Below are 15,513 nucleotides of genomic sequence, written 5' to 3' on the forward strand. Positions count from 1 at the left end.
GAGATTAATTAAGAGAAAGTTTCGTGTTTATCTTATTAGTTAAATGTTATAGAAATATGAATTAAATTTTGATAAAATATAATTATACACATTAAATTTTTAAGAAAATATGAGTTTCTTTGGTAGATTAGTACATATGATTGGGTTTGAAGCAATTGGTATAATTGTCTTTACACCTATTACGATGTTTATTTTAAACGAAAACATTTTGAGTATGGGTATACTAGTTGTTATTATATCGGTTACAGCTATGGCATGGAATTTCATATATAACTATCTTTTTGACTTAATAGAAATTTATTTAGGCGGACATAGATCAAAAAGATATTTCAATATCAGAATGTTGCATACTATTTTATTTGAAGCTGGACTACTAATTATAACAATCCCATTTATAGCATACTGGTTAGAAATAAGCCTAATGGAAGCATTAATAGTGGATATTGGGTTTGTCATTTTTTATGTGTTTTATGCTTTAGCGTATAATTACACATTTGACAAAGTTTATTTTGGATTAACTAAATAAAATAGCATATCATTATTCTTAATCTACCGGTAATCTTAAACTTAAGCCTAGCCTATTGATAAACAAATTACAGTAATAACAATAATTGACCACTTAAAAACTATTTTTGCAAAATCACGATCATTATCTACATAAAATGATTTAATAGATCTATAAAGCCAAAATGTAGCTATTAACTCACAAATTATCAAAGAATAAATATCTGCCGTACCTAAAAGATAAGGCAGACTACAAGAAACTATGAATAAAAACATATATACTAGCATTATTTTTTTTGTATAATCCAGTCCTCTAACTATAGGCAGTAACGGGACCTCTATTTTTTTATAGTCTTTAATATATAATATTGCTATAGCATAAGAATGTGGAATTTGCCAAAAGAACAATATTAAAAACAATGCAAAAGCATTTAGGTCTAGATTATTTACCACAGCTGTATACCCAGCAACTGGAGGAATAGCACCCGAAATACCCCCCAATAAAGTAGCATGTACAGTAAAACGTTTAGATACCGTATATACTCCAACATAAACCATAAAACCAATTATAATAATCAATAACGTTAGAGGGTTAACTAATACATACAAAACTAAACTACTTAATAGAAATAATACTGCTCCGAAAACCATTGCAGATAAAAGGCTTATATCATTTGTAACTAAAGCTCTGTTCTGGGTTCTTTGCATCTTTGCGTCAATATCATGATCAAAACAGTTATTGAAAACACACCCTGAACCTATCATCAAGGCCGTACCGATAATAGCATAAAGATATAAATCTAAATAATTAAAACCTATCTGGCGGTTTGTAGCTAACAAAAAACCGCCTGTAAATGTAATCAAATTACCAAAAATAATTCCCGGCTTAGTTAATTGAAAATATTTTTTAAAAGACATAATTAAGAATCAAAAGTTACATCATCATATCATAAAGATCAAACATGATCCAGATAGTACCTGCAACCACGATAAATACTACTATTAATGCAAATATAGCACTTATTAAGTTCCAACGTGCTTTTGAATCTGTATTTAAATGTAAGAAAAATACCAACTGAACAAAAAGTTGTATTAATGCTAGTATAGCAACAGATACACATAAAGCTCCAGGTGATAGTAACTTAAAACCTACTAATACAAAAGCTATAGTAGTAATTATTATCGATAATACAAACCCTTGTATATAACTTTTATGAGTACCATATGCTGCACCTGTTTCATGATCATATAAGTGTTCTTTAGCCATATTATATTGCTCCTAACAAATAAACTACTGAGAATACAAATATCCATACGATATCTAAGAAATGCCAAAATAAGCCTAAATAAGTAAGCTTTGTTTTTGCCATTGGAGTCATACCATGCTTTTTAAGTTGCATAATCATACTGACTATCCATATAAGGCCCATAGACACATGTAAACCATGTGTACCTACCAATGTAAAGAAAGATGATAAAAATGCATTACTTGACCAAGTATGACCTTCCATAGCTAACTCATAGAATTCATGGATTTCCATAAGTATAAAGCCCAAACCTAAAAAGAAAGTAACCCATAACCATTTTGTAACATTTCTAATGTTATCAGAGTTACGTGATAGCATAGCTAAACCAAAAGTAAAGCTACTAACTAATAAAAGCATAGTTTCTACAAATACATATGGTAAGCTAAATAATTCTTGAGCACCAGCTCCACCAAATGTATTTTTATGAAAAACTGCGTAAACAGCAAACAGTGTCGCAAAAAGAACACAGTCGCTCATAATATAAATCCAAAAACCAAATACGTTTTTAGAACCATCAAAGTGATGATGATGCTCACCTTGATGATGATTATTATCTACAGTTGTTGCACTCATTATATCACTCCTTGTGACTTGCTATATTCATTCTCTACTTTTTCAACTTCATCTGCTTTAACGTAATAATCAATATCATAATCAAAAGATCTATATAGTACTGTACCTATAATTCCTACTACGCCAACTACTACAAGCCACCAGATATGCCACACCGCAGCAAAACCAAAGATAAAACTAAATGCTCCTATAACAAAACCTATAGCTGTATTTCTTGGCATATGAATATCTTCGTATTGCTTATCCTTTCCTTTCGATTCATTTTGAATGTCTAAGCCTTTCTGTTTTTGATTCCAGAAAGCATCTCTTTCTGACACTACTGGATCATGTGCAAAGTTATAAAATGGTACTGGAGATGGTATAGCCCACTCTAAAGTACGACCTGTATCCCAAGCATCACCAGTAACACGATTACTATCTCTATTACGTACACTTACTATAATCTGTAAAACTTGAAAAAATACACCTAAAGCTATAATCATTGCCCCAAACCAAGCTACTATTAATAGCGACTGGTAACCAGTTGATGCATCATAATGATAAAGTCTTCTAGTCATACCCATAGTACCTAATACATATAAAGGCATAAATGCTACGAAGAAACCGATCAACCAACACCAGAATGCATATTTACCTAAACGCTCATTTAACTTAAAGCCAAATATTTTAGGGAACCAGTAAGTAAGCCCAGCGAAAGCACCAAACACTACGCCTCCAATAATAACATTATGGAAGTGTGCTATTAGGAACACACTATTATGCATTTGGAAATCAACACCCGGTACAGATAACAATACACCTGTCATGCCACCTATTGAGAAAGTCACTATAAAGCCAACTAACCATAACATAGGAGTGGTAAATGTTATACGTCCTTTGTACATCGTAAACAACCAGTTAAATATTTTAACCCCCGTTGGGATAGCAATAATCATAGTCATTATACCAAAGAAAGCATTAACGTTAGCACTTGCTCCCATTGTAAAGAAGTGATGCAACCATACAGTAAATGATAAAATAGTAATAACGATACTTGCCCATACCATCGTCACATAACCAAACAATGGTTTTTTACAGAAAGTAGCTACAACCTCTGAATACACACCAAACATAGGTAGTACTAAAATATAAACTTCTGGATGACCCCATATCCATATTAAATTGACGTACATCATTTGATCTCCACCACCAGAGACTGTGAAGAAATGTGTACCAAAATATCTATCTAAAGTTAACAATCCTAAAGTTACTGTTAATACAGGGAAAGCTGCTATAACAAGTATAACTGAACACAATGAAGTCCAAGTAAAAATAGGCATCTTCATCAAGGTCATACCTTTACAACGCATTTTAATAATCGTCACAAAGAAATTGATACCTGTCATCAAAGATCCAATACCAGATATTTGCAGACCCCAGATATAGTAATCCGTACCCACAGTAGGACTATAAGTTATATCTGAAAAAGGAGGATACGCAAGCCAACCAGCATGGGCAAAATCACCAACAAGCAGTGAAATATTAATAAGCATCGCCCCAACAACAAAAAGCCAGAAGCTTAAAGAGTTCATATAAGGGAAAGCAACGTCTCTAGCACCAATTTGCAGAGGTATAACCCAGTTCATCAACCCAAATATAAGTGGCATCGCAACAAAGAAAATCATGATAACACCATGAGCAGTAAAGATCTGATCAAAGTGTTCTGGTATCAAATAGCCAGTATTGTCACCTGCTGCTAAAGCCTGCTGAGTTCTCATCATAGCAGCATCAACAAAGCCTCTAAACAACATGACTAATGCCACTATTATATACATTGTTCCTATTTTTTTATGATCGACAGTAGTAAACCACTCTCTCCATAAGTAACCCCATTTCTTAAAATACGTTATCCCACCTAAGACTGCCACACCTGAGATCACAATAAATATGAACATTCCCAATATTATCATCTGCTGACTAATTGGTTCATACAGATATGGAAAAACCAAATGTGGATTACTCAGCTTCCCAATCAATGCTTCTAGCATACTCGTCTCCTATTTACATACTACTTATTATTAATGCGACATACTATGGTGCATATGCATATGATCCATATCACCAGGTTTGTAGTTTGGCATCATATAAGACATAACGATATCATTAAATAAGTTACCATCAACATGTGAATAGTAAGTCACTGGGTCATCTATAGATTGCTTAACTAGATTTTCCCAGAAATAATCCCATGTTAATGACTTATGCTTACCATTTTTAACTTCTTTAACCCACTTATCAAAACTGTCCTGATCTGTTACTTTTGTGTAAAACTGCATTTCAGCAAAACCTTTACCTGTGTAATTAGCAGAGAATCCACGGTATTTACCATCATGCGTTGCAAGAATATGCAACTGAGTAGTCATACCAGTCATAGCATATATCTGACTACCTAACTCTGGGATAAAAAAGGAGTTCATAGGTGCGGCTGAAGTAATCTTAAAGTTAACAGGACGGTCCTTTGGAATTTCGATATAATTAACTGTAGCAATATCATACTGAGGATATATAAACATCCATTTCCAATCCAAAGCTACAACTTCTATGTTGACAGGCTCTTTATCTGACTCTAAAGGTTTATATTGACTAAGCGAGTGTGTAGTTTTCCACGTAACGATTGCTAATATTAGGATTATTATAAAAGGGATACCCCAACAGATAATTTCAAGAAGGTTATTGTGACACCAATTTGGACGGTATTCAGCATTTGTTCCTTCACGATATCTCCAGGCAAACCAAAGAGTCAAAACGATAACCGGCACAACCACGATAAGCATAAGAACTACTGCAAATATAAGCAGTTTTTTCTCTTGCAGCGTGATTACTCCCATTGGGTTCCATATTCCACCCTCACAACCCGATAAAGTCAACACCCCTAATATGCTAAACAATATGATTAAACATTTTCTCCAGTTCATAGCAAATATATTCCTCAGTCAAATTAAAATATTAAGTTATTTAACTCACATTATATCAAGAGTACTCATTATATAATACATGCTAAAAAAAAAATAGCCTCATATGGGGGTTTATAGCTTCGACTAATAACTAAGTTTATATCTGAATTACGGTCCGATCTCAACAAACCTACCCAAAGCATATTTATAGCATGGTGCACCGAGTGGGATTTGAACCCACACGTCTTTAAAGACACCACCCCCTCAAGATGGCGTGTCTACCAATTCCACCACCGGTGCAATAGATATTTTCTTAATTACTTATACTTCTACTTTTTAGGGAGATTACTTGGTAATGTGGTTTTTTGGCCAATTTCCTTTTGATATTGATCATAATCATATTGACTGCTAACAGACTGTTCTGTAATCTCTGAGGCTGCAACCGAACTTTTACTCAAATACCCTAAAGTCAGACAACATACAAAAAAAACTGCGGTAAAAAACACCGTCATTTTAAATAAAAATGATGCTGCACCTTTGCTACCAAACACAGTGTTTGAAGCACCTCCTCCAAATGAAACTCCCATATTTGCACCTTTACCCTGTTGTAATAACACCAATACAACAACAGCTAAAGCAGCGACAACATCTATAGTTAAAATTATTCCGTACATATCTTATTTGCTTGACTTATTATTTCGTTAAACTCAGAAGCTTTTAGAGACGCTCCGCCTATAAGCCCACCATCCACATCCGGTAAACTTAAAATATCTTTAGCATTCTCAGCTTTTAAGCTACCACCATACACTATTTTGATTTTTTTAGCAAGATCTTTATTAATTTTAGCCAGCAAAGATCTTATAAACTTATGCGTTTGCTGTATTTGCTCTAATGATGCTACAACACCTGTACCAATAGCCCAGACAGGTTCATAAGCTATAACCAATTTCTCTAATTGTTGGACAGAAAAATTCTCTAAAATCAAACCCAGCTGAGTTCCTAGAACATCTTCTAAAATTCCACCCTCTCTATCTGATAAAGTTTCACCTATACAAACTACTGGCACCACATCCGTATCCATAACTTTCTGCAATTTCCTAAAGACATCTTCATCAGACTCGCCAAACAAAGCCCTTCTCTCAGAATGTCCAATCAAAACATAACTACAGCCTGTATCTTGTAGCATTTTTACAGATAACTCTCCGGTATAAGCTCCATCATCATAAAATGTAACATTTTGTAAACCCACACCTATGCTTTCTCGCAACTGTGAAACCACTTCTTTCACATAAACACTAGATGGAAAAACAGCAACACTAACTTTTGAAGTGTCATACTCGACTTTTGAAATACCATAACACAGCTCTCTGATACTCTGAGAATTGCCATTCATCTTCCAATTACCCATGATTAACTTTTGCATACTCATCCTACATTAATTTTTGCTTGACTTGCTTAACTAAATATCTTGCTTCTAAAGTAGCTAAGTCTTTATCGCTGGCTTCTACCATTACACGTAAAACTGGCTCTGTGCCTGATGGTCTAAGCAGAACTCTACCTCTATCTACCAATCTATTTTCAACCTCTTCAATGTCTACAGAAAGCTTGAGTAAATCTTCTTTAGTAACTTTTTTCTCTAACGGCACATTAATTAGCGTCTGTTGCATGAGCTTATCTTGCAGCTTAAAATGAGAAACCGGCTTATTATTTTGGGAAAAAATAGCTAAAAGCTGTATGGCTGTAAGAAGACCATCTCCAGTAGTACCGAAATTTAAATTAATGACATGCCCAGAAGACTCACCACCTATTTTATAATCATGTTTCACTAAATCTTCTAAAACATACCTATCACCCACTTTTGAACGAACAAATGGTATATTATTCCTCCTATAATAGTTTTCATAACTCATATTAGTCATTTGCGTACCAACTATTCCTTTGGTACCACCGCAGATATCACTATAACGAGATATAATATTCAAAATCCCATCACCATCTATTTCACTACCGGTTTCATCAACAATTATAATTCTATCACCATCGCCATCTAAAGCGACACCAAGGTCTGCTTTGCATTCTAAAACAGCCTTACTTATATTTTCTACACATGTAGCTCCACAGTTGACATTAATATTTACACCATTAGGGCTAGAAGCTATTGATATATAATCAATACCAAACTTACCAAGTAAAGCCTCAAAATTATAGGACCCTGCACCATTAGCACAATCTATAACAACTTTGCCTTTATATTTAACCAAATCTCCAAAACTCTGATAACTCTCTTGAATGTACTCAGCAATGGAGTTTTCTAACATTCTATAACTACCAAATTTATGTTGCGGCTGGTATATAAATGAGCTATCTATTTTCTTTTCGACCTCTTCCTCTAAAGCATCATCTAATTTAAAACCATTAGAGGAGAATAATTTAATGCCATTATCTGTAAATTTATTATGTGATGCTGTTATAACAAAACCTGCTGAAGCTTTATGTTTAACAGTCATAAATGCTACCACTGGCGTTGGTACAACACCTAAATCTAAAACGTCTATACCTGCTGCATTTAATCCCGAGATCAAAGCAAATTTCAACAAATTACTTGAACCGCGCGTGTCTTGGCCTACTATAACAAATTTAGAGTACCCTTTTTCATTAATCAGAGATCCTACAGCATTACCTAATTTTTGAACAAATTCTGCTGTAATAGCTGAATTACCAACCTCTCCCCTAATGCCATCTGTACCGAAGTATTTTGCCATTTCTCTTTAAAATCCTATTTAAACTCTAACAACGCTGAAACATTGTATCCCTCTAAAACATCTCTCCCACCTAAGCCTTTAAGCTCCATGACAAATATAAGCGCCGCAACTTGCGCATGTGTTTTTTCAATGAGCTTCACTGTAGCTTTTGCAGTACCACCTGTAGCCAATAAGTCATCTACGATTAATACTCTATCACTTTCTTTAAAAGCATCTTTATGAATTTCTAGACTATCACTACCGTATTCAAGATCATAGCTAACATTATAAGTTTCTCGAGGAAGCTTTCCAGCTTTTCTAACTGGTACAAACCCTAACCCTAGAATCTCTGCTAAAGCAACTCCAAATATGAACCCTCTACTTTCTGTACCTGCTACTACAGTTGGCTTTATATCTCTTTTTTTTAACTCTTTTGCCATTTCTTGTGCTGTTACTCTTAATCCCTGAGGATCTGCTAGAAGAGGAGTAATATCCCTAAACATAATACCAGCCTTAGGAAAATCTGGCACAGCCAGAATTTTACTTTTTATAAATTCCAAACTCATCTGAGAATACCTTAAAGAAAATAAGTAGAAGGGTTAAACTTGAAGAAGAATTCTAGTTGGATCCTCAAGCAATTCTTTGATCATCTTTAAGAATTTAACCGATGTACTACCGTCAATAATTCTATGATCATAAGATAATGCCAGATACATGATAGGACGGATTTTTATCTCTCCATTAATTACAACTGGGCGCTCTACTATATTATGCATACCCAAAATCGCACTCTGGGGCGAATTAATGATCGGCGTAGATAACATAGAACCATAAGTACCACCGTTAGTAATAGTAAACGTACCACCCTTCATATCATCTAAACTTAATTTACCATCACGCCCCTTAATTGCCTTATCAAGCACATCCACCTCTAATTCAGCTAAAGATTTTGTATCGGTATCTCTTAACACAGGTACAACAAGTCCTCTATCTGTACCTACAGCAATACCTATATCAAAATAGTTATGATAAACAATTTCATCACCATCTATAGAAGCGTTCACATCTGGGAATTTTTTAAGAGCTTCTGTAGCAGCTTTTATAAAGAAAGACATAAAACCAAGTTTAGTGTCATGCTCTTTTAAAAACATATCTTTATATTTATTTCTAAGCTCCATTACGGCACTCATATCTACTTCGTTAAAAGTAGTTAGAATAGCGTTTGTATGCTGTACCTCTACAAGCCTATTTGCTATAGTTTGGCGTAGACGAGTCATTTTAACTCTTTTCTCAAATCTTGATCCTTGCTGAACAACCGCTGACTGTGAATTGCTCGGTGTAGTAACTGCCTTTTTAATATCCTCTGAGGTGATACGACCTTTTTTACCAGTACCTTGTATACCTACAACTGAATCCAAACCACTTGAATTAAAGGCTTTACGTGCCGATGGAACTAGATGTGGATCATTATTACTACCTACAGCTTCTGCCTTAGTTTCCTTAGCTTTTGCCAACGCTAAAGAAGTTCCTTCAACAATCTTAGCTATAGTTTCTGCCGATAAAATAGTATCTCCAACGTTTTTAATTATTTTAACTAATGTACCATTTGAAACTGCTGGAACCTCTAAAACAACCTTATCGGTTTCAATTTCTGCCAGAATATCACCTTCTGCTACAACATCACCTTCTTTTTTGTGCCATTCAGAAACCGTACCATCAACTACTGATTCTGGAAACACTGGTGCTTTAACGTCAACTTCTGTACCAGAAGACGCTTGAACTTGGTTTTTAGCTTCGTGGGTAGAAGATTCTTCTTTATTAGAAACAACCTTTCCATCTACATCTATATTAGCGAGGCTTTCCTCCGACAATACAATATCACCAGTCTGTTTTTTGATATTTCTTAACAGACCAGAGGTTGTAGCTGGAACTTCTAAAACAACTTTATCAGTTTCAATCTCAGCAACGATTTCACCTTCTTTTACAAAGTCGCCTTCTTTTTTATGCCACTGCACTAAGGTCCCGTCTGCTACTGATTCTGGAAACATAGGTACTTTCAACTCTACCATCACTTACTCCTAGTAATAAATTTAAAACTTATATCTCTAAAGCCTTATTAACAATTTCTTCCTGCTGTTTCACGTACATCGCATGGTAACCTACAGCAGGGGCTGAAGATCTTTCTCTAGCTACACATAACAGTTCTTGACTATCTCTAAGAATTCTTTCAATGAAATGTCTTATATGATACCAAGCCCCCTTGTTTTGCGGCTCTTCTTGCAACCAAACAATTTTCTTAGCATTTTTATACTTCTTAAATATTTCTTCTAATTTTTCATTTGGCACAGGATAAAGTTCTTCTATTCTAACTACTGCTGTATTTGGAAAATTATCTTGCTTTTTAAGCATAAGGTCGTAATAAACCTTACCATTACATAAAATAAGTTTTTTGACCTTATCAACTTCTGCTTTTACATCGTCAATTACACTTTCAAAATACCCTTTTGAAAGCTCTTCTAGGGAAGAAACAGCCATAGGATTTCTCAATAAACTTTTTGGTGTCATTACAATAAGAGGCTTCCTAAGAGGTCTAATTACTTGTCTTCTTAACAAATGGTAGATTTGAGCAGGAGTTGTTGGCGTACAAACCTGCATATTACCATTAGCACAAGAGCTTAGAAATCTTTCTAACCTTGCTGAAGAATGCTCAGCACCTGCTCCCTCTTGACCATGTGGTAGAAATAAAGTTAAACCTGACAATATACCCCATTTCTCTTCTGCTGCAACTAAGAATTGATCTATAACCACTTGAGCAGTGTTAACAAAATCACCAAACTGAGCCTCCCAAATTACTAATGCATCTGGACTATAACAACTGTAGCCATACTCAAAACCTAATACACCATACTCAGAAAGTGTAGAGTCAATAATATCAAATCTAGCTTTCTCATTTACATGTTTAAGCGGTATATATTCCCTTATTGTTGAGCTTGTGTCCATATTCTTAACCACAGAATGACGATGTGAGAATGTCCCTCTACCACTATCTTCCCCTGAGATCCTGACTGTATGACCATCCTTAAGTAGCGTTGCGTACGCCAAAGATTCTGCAAACCCCCAATTAATAGGAATATTACCCTCTACCATTTTAAGTCTATCAGAAATCGTCTTTTTAACCTGCATCTGAATATCAATTTCTTTAGGAACTTCACACATTTTATATGCCAAGTTTTTAAGTATCTCTTGTTCTATAGGCTTATAGTCATATGCGGTTTTCTGCTTACCTAAATAAGGAAGCCAGTCACAAACCTTTAGCTTGTCTTTAACACTACTTCTATCCAGAATATCTACTGTAGCTTTTCCTTCATCTAATTTACTGCGATATTGCAGGTTTAACCTTGACACAAATTCTGCGTCAACAACTCCCTGATTTTGGAGTCTATCACTATAAATCTTTAGTGTCGTAGGAAGCTTTTTAATTATCTCATACATTCTTGGCTGAGTACCAGATGGCTCATCTGTTTCATTATGACCATTCCTACGATAGCAAACTATATCTATTACAACATCCTTGTTAAACTTCATACGGTATTCTAAAGCTATATTTGTAGCCCTAAGCACAGCCTCTGGATCATCACCATTAACATGGAATATTGGTGCATCAATCATTTTAGCTATATCAGTAGAATAGTTACTACTTCTATTAACTCCAAACTTACTACTTGTAGTGAAACCGACCTGATTATTAATGACAATATGTATCGTACCACCAGTACCATAAGCCTCTGTCAGGGAGAATCCAAGAGTCTCCATGACTACACCTTGTCCACAAAAAGCCGAGTCTCCGTGTATAAGTATAGGTATAACCTTATTATGAGCATCTCCATCAAGTTTATTTTGTATTGCTTTAGCTGCCCCTTCTACTACTGGATCAACAGCCTCAAGATGCGATGGGTTAAATGCCAATGCTATTTTAACCTCTTTACCATCAATGCTGCGATAGTTTGAATAGCCCATATGGTATTTAACATCTCCAGATAAGCTTTTTCCACTTTGTTTACCTTCGAACTCCTCAAATAAATCTTTTGGATTCTTACCCAATATATTGACTAAAACATTAAGTCTACCTCTATGAGCCATACCAAGCTGTATAAATCGAGTTGAATGTCTAGATACAGACTTTTCAATAACATGCTGAAGAGCTGGAATCATTGATTCACCACCCTCTAAACCAAATCTTTTTTGACCTACATATCTCACAGCCAAGTACTTTTCCAATCCCTCTGCTGCAACTAACTGTTGCAATATCCATTTTTTCTCTTCTTTAGAAATTGGCGTGTTTGATTCTATATGCTGCTGTAGCCATTTTTTTTCTTCTTTACTGTCAATATACATATATTCATAACCAACATTAGCCTCATATATTGACTTAAGATTACTAATTAAACTTTCTACAGATTGCTCTTTGTTTTGAGTTAAAACTCCTAAATTGATATTTTGCTGTAGATCTTGAGTGTTCAGCCCATGGACTTTTGGATCCAAATCAAGGTCCCTATCTTTCTTCAAAAGCCCAAGCGGATCAATGTTTGCAGACTTATAAGCATAAAACCTATAAGCATTAATCAAAGACTTTATTTTATATAATATCTCATTTTCACCAACAGCTGCCATACTGCTAGCATTAACTTTATTTTTAGCTAAATACTTAAACTCTTCTACAACATCTCTATGAACCTCATCTGTCACACTAGCTACTGAATCAAAAAAAGACAACCATTGTGGATCTATTCCATCATGATTGCCTACAATATAGTCATCATAAATTGACTCTAAATATTCCAAGTTACCGCCAAAGAACTGGGTTGTTTCCAGCCACTGGCTAAAATTTGGTTGGTTTTTTTTCATATACCCACCTGATTTTAGATTTACTGTTTATACACTTTTTTTCAATAAAGCTGACCTAATCTTTCCTATTGCTTCTGTCGGATTTAAGCCTTTCGGGCATACAGAAACACAATTCATAATGGTTCTGCATCTAAATAGACTAAAAGGATCCTTCAAAGCTTCTAACCTCTCTTCTGTAGCAGAATCCCTTGAGTCAATTATAAACCTATAAGCTTGTAAAAGCCCAGAAGGACCAATAAACTTATCAGGATTCCACCAGAATGATGGACAAGAGGTAGTGCAACAAGCACATAAAATACATTCATACAAACCATCAAGCTTAGCTCTATCCTCTGGAGACTGTAGCCTTTCTTTAGCAGGAGCTTCTTCGTCATTAATCAAATAAGGCTTTACTTTTTCATAATTCTTGTAGAACTGTTTCATATCTACAATTAAATCCCTAACAACAGGTAATCCAGGTAAAGGATTCACTTTAATAGGCTGCTTTAACTCTCCAACAGACGTGATACATGCTAGTCGATTTTTACCGTTGATATTCATACCATCAGATCCGCAAACACCCTCTCTACATGACCTCCTCATAGCAAGAGTTGGATCTTGCTCTTTGATAAGCTCCAAAGCTGTTAAGACTTTTACACCCTCATTTTCAACCGTTACAGTATACTCATCGTAGTAAGGTTTCTTATCTGTTTCCGGATTATATCTGTAAATTTTAAATCTTACGTCCATTATATTAAATCCTTGTATTAATATTTACGTTCTGCTGGTTGAAAGGCTTTTACCTTCGTTGGAGACATATTAACTTCACGAGAAGATGTTCTATCTCCATCCAAGAAATATAATGTATGTCTCATCCAATTCTCGTCATCTCTCTCTGGATAGTCAACTCTCGAATGAGCTCCTCGAGATTCTTTTCTCTCTAAAGCCAACTTAGCTGTAGCAATAGCTGTTAACATTAAGTTATCTAACTCCAATGCTTCGATTCTTGTCATATTAAATATTCTGCTATTATCTTCTAACACTGCATTCCCTAGCCTCTGTCTTAATTTAAGAAGCTTATCAAAACCTTCCTTCATAGTGTTTTCCTGTCTAAAGACTGAAAAATATTGCTGCATGGTCTGTTGCAATTCTTTTCTCAATTCAGAAATTTTTTCTTTACAACCTCTTTGCTCAGACGTATCCCATTTTTTAATCCTAGCTGTAGCTTGCTCAATGTTTTCATGAGAAGTTTTTTTGATAGTCATTCCAGACTTTAAGCTTTCTTCAGCATGCATCCCTGCAGCCCTACCAAACACAACCAGATCTAACAATGAGTTACTTCCTAACCTGTTAGCTCCATGTACAGATACTGAAGCACATTCGCCAACAGCATATAATCCACTTATAATTTTATCTTCCCCATTTTCTTGAGTAATAACTTGACCATACTTATTAGTCGGTATTCCACCCATCTGATAATGGCAAGTTGGCACAACAGGGATAGGTTTTTCAACAGGATCTACACCTGCAAAAGTTCTCGCTAACTCCCTAACTGTTGGAAGCCTTTCATCAATAACTTCTTCGCCAAGGTGAGTAAGGTCTAGCCACACACAGCTAGAGCCACTAAAAGTATCCCCTCGACCTTCCATAATTTCTTGCTGAGAAGCACGTGATACAACATCTCGACAAGCCAAGTCTTTAGCATTAGGCGCGTACCTTTCCATAAACCTTTCACCGTCTTTATTACGTAAAATACCACCTTCACCACGGCAACCCTCTGTAACTAAAACACCAGCTCCTGCAATACCAGTAGGATGAAATTGCCAAAACTCCATATCTTGAAGAGGTAACCCAGCTCTCAAAGCTAGACCCATACCATCACCGGTGTTTATATAAGCATTAGTACTAGACTCATAAATACGACCTGCCCCACCTGTTGCAAGTATTGTTATTTTTGATTGTAGAAATACCGTCTCTCCAGTTTCTATACATAAAGCTATAACACCAGATATACTGCCGTCATCAGCTTTGACAAGGTCTACAGCAAACCATTCAGTATAAAAGTTAGTATTATGCTTTAAGTTACCTTGATATAAGGTATGCAAAAGAGCGTGTCCCGTTCTATCTGAAGCTGCACATGTTCTTTTAGCTTGGTTTGCTGGATCAAAATTTCTTGACATACCACCAAATGCACGTTGATAAATTTTACCGTCCTCTAAACGTGAGAATGGCATACCCATATGCTCTAACTCAATAATTGATTGAGGCGCATGCTCACACATATACTCAATAGCATCCTGGTCACCAATATAGTCTGATCCTTTTACAGTATCGTACATGTGCCATCTCCAATCATCAGATGGAAGATCATCTTCGAATTTGATATTACCTAAAGCAGCTGCAATACCGCCTTGTGCTGCTACAGTATGAGACCTTGTGGGAAAAACTTTTGAAACGACGGCTGTTTTAAAGCCTGACTGTGATAACTGAAACGCAGCCCTAAGTCCAGCACCACCAGCGCCGACAACAATAGCGTCAAATTCTTGTGTAGCTATACTCATAAAAACAACC

Annotated in this window: 14 protein-coding genes and 1 tRNA gene; 1 reads left to right on the forward strand and 14 read right to left on the reverse strand. The window is 35.4% G+C overall.

Going from position 1 to position 15,513, the window contains the following annotated elements:
- The first annotated feature begins 109 nt into the window (after positions 1-109).
- Positions 110-526, forward strand: a complete 417-nt coding sequence (locus SD28_RS00795; RefSeq protein ID WP_039123148.1) for a PACE efflux transporter — start codon at positions 110-112, stop codon at positions 524-526.
- A 47-nt stretch (positions 527-573) separates the two neighbouring features.
- On the opposite strand, the gene cyoE is transcribed toward SD28_RS00795, so the two are convergent.
- From cyoE to sdhA, 14 genes are all read right to left on the reverse strand, one after another.
- A complete protein-coding gene (gene cyoE / locus SD28_RS00800) occupies positions 574-1,422 on the reverse strand; it encodes a heme o synthase (RefSeq protein WP_039123150.1) in 849 nt (282 codons plus the stop codon).
- A 16-nt stretch (positions 1,423-1,438) separates the two neighbouring features.
- A complete protein-coding gene (gene cyoD / locus SD28_RS00805; RefSeq protein WP_039123152.1) occupies positions 1,439-1,771 on the reverse strand; it encodes a cytochrome o ubiquinol oxidase subunit IV in 333 nt (110 codons plus the stop codon).
- A 1-nt stretch (position 1,772) separates the two neighbouring features.
- Complete coding sequence (cyoC, locus tag SD28_RS00810; RefSeq protein ID WP_039123154.1) at positions 1,773-2,384, reverse strand: cytochrome o ubiquinol oxidase subunit III; 612 nt, start codon at positions 2,382-2,384, stop codon at positions 1,773-1,775.
- A complete protein-coding gene (gene cyoB / locus SD28_RS00815; protein ID WP_039123156.1) occupies positions 2,384-4,411 on the reverse strand; it encodes a cytochrome o ubiquinol oxidase subunit I in 2,028 nt (675 codons plus the stop codon). Before cyoB ends, cyoC begins: the two co-directional genes overlap by 1 nt.
- A gap of 30 nt (positions 4,412-4,441) precedes the next feature.
- Positions 4,442-5,338, reverse strand: a complete 897-nt coding sequence (gene cyoA, locus SD28_RS00820; protein WP_039123157.1) for a ubiquinol oxidase subunit II — start codon at positions 5,336-5,338, stop codon at positions 4,442-4,444.
- Positions 5,339-5,530: 192 nt separating this feature from the next.
- Positions 5,531-5,617: transfer RNA gene (locus SD28_RS00825), tRNA-Leu, on the reverse strand.
- Positions 5,618-5,646: 29 nt separating this feature from the next.
- The gene (gene secG, locus SD28_RS00830; protein ID WP_039123159.1) at positions 5,647-5,991 is read right to left on the reverse strand and encodes a preprotein translocase subunit SecG; all 345 of its coding nucleotides are present in this window, start codon (positions 5,989-5,991) and stop codon (positions 5,647-5,649) included.
- Positions 5,979-6,740, reverse strand: coding sequence for a triose-phosphate isomerase (gene tpiA / locus SD28_RS00835; protein WP_039123161.1), 762 nt, complete (start codon positions 6,738-6,740; stop codon positions 5,979-5,981). Before tpiA ends, secG begins: the two co-directional genes overlap by 13 nt.
- A 7-nt stretch (positions 6,741-6,747) precedes the next feature.
- The gene (glmM, locus tag SD28_RS00840; RefSeq protein WP_039123164.1) at positions 6,748-8,079 is read right to left on the reverse strand and encodes a phosphoglucosamine mutase; all 1,332 of its coding nucleotides are present in this window, start codon (positions 8,077-8,079) and stop codon (positions 6,748-6,750) included.
- Positions 8,080-8,093: 14 nt separating this feature from the next.
- The gene (locus SD28_RS00845; RefSeq protein WP_039123166.1) at positions 8,094-8,624 is read right to left on the reverse strand and encodes an adenine phosphoribosyltransferase; all 531 of its coding nucleotides are present in this window, start codon (positions 8,622-8,624) and stop codon (positions 8,094-8,096) included.
- 33 nt (positions 8,625-8,657) lie between these two features.
- The gene (gene odhB / locus SD28_RS00850) at positions 8,658-10,127 is read right to left on the reverse strand and encodes a 2-oxoglutarate dehydrogenase complex dihydrolipoyllysine-residue succinyltransferase (RefSeq protein ID WP_039123168.1); all 1,470 of its coding nucleotides are present in this window, start codon (positions 10,125-10,127) and stop codon (positions 8,658-8,660) included.
- Between the two features lie 28 nt (positions 10,128-10,155).
- A complete protein-coding gene (locus tag SD28_RS00855) occupies positions 10,156-12,963 on the reverse strand; it encodes a 2-oxoglutarate dehydrogenase E1 component (RefSeq protein ID WP_039123170.1) in 2,808 nt (935 codons plus the stop codon).
- A 27-nt stretch (positions 12,964-12,990) separates the two neighbouring features.
- A complete protein-coding gene (locus SD28_RS00860; protein ID WP_039123173.1) occupies positions 12,991-13,692 on the reverse strand; it encodes a succinate dehydrogenase iron-sulfur subunit in 702 nt (233 codons plus the stop codon).
- A 17-nt stretch (positions 13,693-13,709) separates the two neighbouring features.
- Positions 13,710-15,503 carry a succinate dehydrogenase flavoprotein subunit gene (gene sdhA / locus SD28_RS00865; RefSeq protein ID WP_039123176.1) on the reverse strand — a complete coding sequence of 598 codons (1,794 nt, stop codon included), beginning with the start codon at positions 15,501-15,503 and terminating at the stop codon, positions 13,710-13,712.
- Positions 15,504-15,513 lie beyond the last annotated feature (10 nt).

Source organism: Allofrancisella guangzhouensis (assembly GCF_000815225.1).
GTDB lineage: Bacteria > Pseudomonadota > Gammaproteobacteria > Francisellales > Francisellaceae > Francisella > Francisella guangzhouensis.

Bases quoted from the DNA above. Each gene is read 5' to 3' on its own strand.
- cyoE (WP_039123150.1), bottom strand. From the start codon at position 1,422: ATGTCTTTTAAAAAATATTTTCAATTAACTAAGCCGGGAATTATTTTT.
- SD28_RS00855 (WP_039123170.1), bottom strand. From the start codon at position 12,963: ATGAAAAAAAACCAACCAAATTTTAGCCAGTGGCTGGAAACAACCCAG.
- SD28_RS00860 (WP_039123173.1), bottom strand. From the start codon at position 13,692: ATGGACGTAAGATTTAAAATTTACAGATATAATCCGGAAACAGATAAG.
- tpiA (WP_039123161.1), bottom strand. From the start codon at position 6,740: ATGCAAAAGTTAATCATGGGTAATTGGAAGATGAATGGCAATTCTCAG.
- cyoD (WP_039123152.1), bottom strand. From the start codon at position 1,771: ATGGCTAAAGAACACTTATATGATCATGAAACAGGTGCAGCATATGGT.
- sdhA (WP_039123176.1), bottom strand. From the start codon at position 15,503: ATGAGTATAGCTACACAAGAATTTGACGCTATTGTTGTCGGCGCTGGT.
- cyoB (WP_039123156.1), bottom strand. From the start codon at position 4,411: ATGCTAGAAGCATTGATTGGGAAGCTGAGTAATCCACATTTGGTTTTT.
- cyoC (WP_039123154.1), bottom strand. From the start codon at position 2,384: ATGAGTGCAACAACTGTAGATAATAATCATCATCAAGGTGAGCATCAT.
- SD28_RS00845 (WP_039123166.1), bottom strand. From the start codon at position 8,624: ATGAGTTTGGAATTTATAAAAAGTAAAATTCTGGCTGTGCCAGATTTT.
- glmM (WP_039123164.1), bottom strand. From the start codon at position 8,079: ATGGCAAAATACTTCGGTACAGATGGCATTAGGGGAGAGGTTGGTAAT.
- odhB (WP_039123168.1), bottom strand. From the start codon at position 10,127: ATGGTAGAGTTGAAAGTACCTATGTTTCCAGAATCAGTAGCAGACGGG.
- secG (WP_039123159.1), bottom strand. From the start codon at position 5,991: ATGTACGGAATAATTTTAACTATAGATGTTGTCGCTGCTTTAGCTGTT.
- SD28_RS00795 (WP_039123148.1), top strand. From the start codon at position 110: ATGAGTTTCTTTGGTAGATTAGTACATATGATTGGGTTTGAAGCAATT.
- cyoA (WP_039123157.1), bottom strand. From the start codon at position 5,338: ATGAACTGGAGAAAATGTTTAATCATATTGTTTAGCATATTAGGGGTG.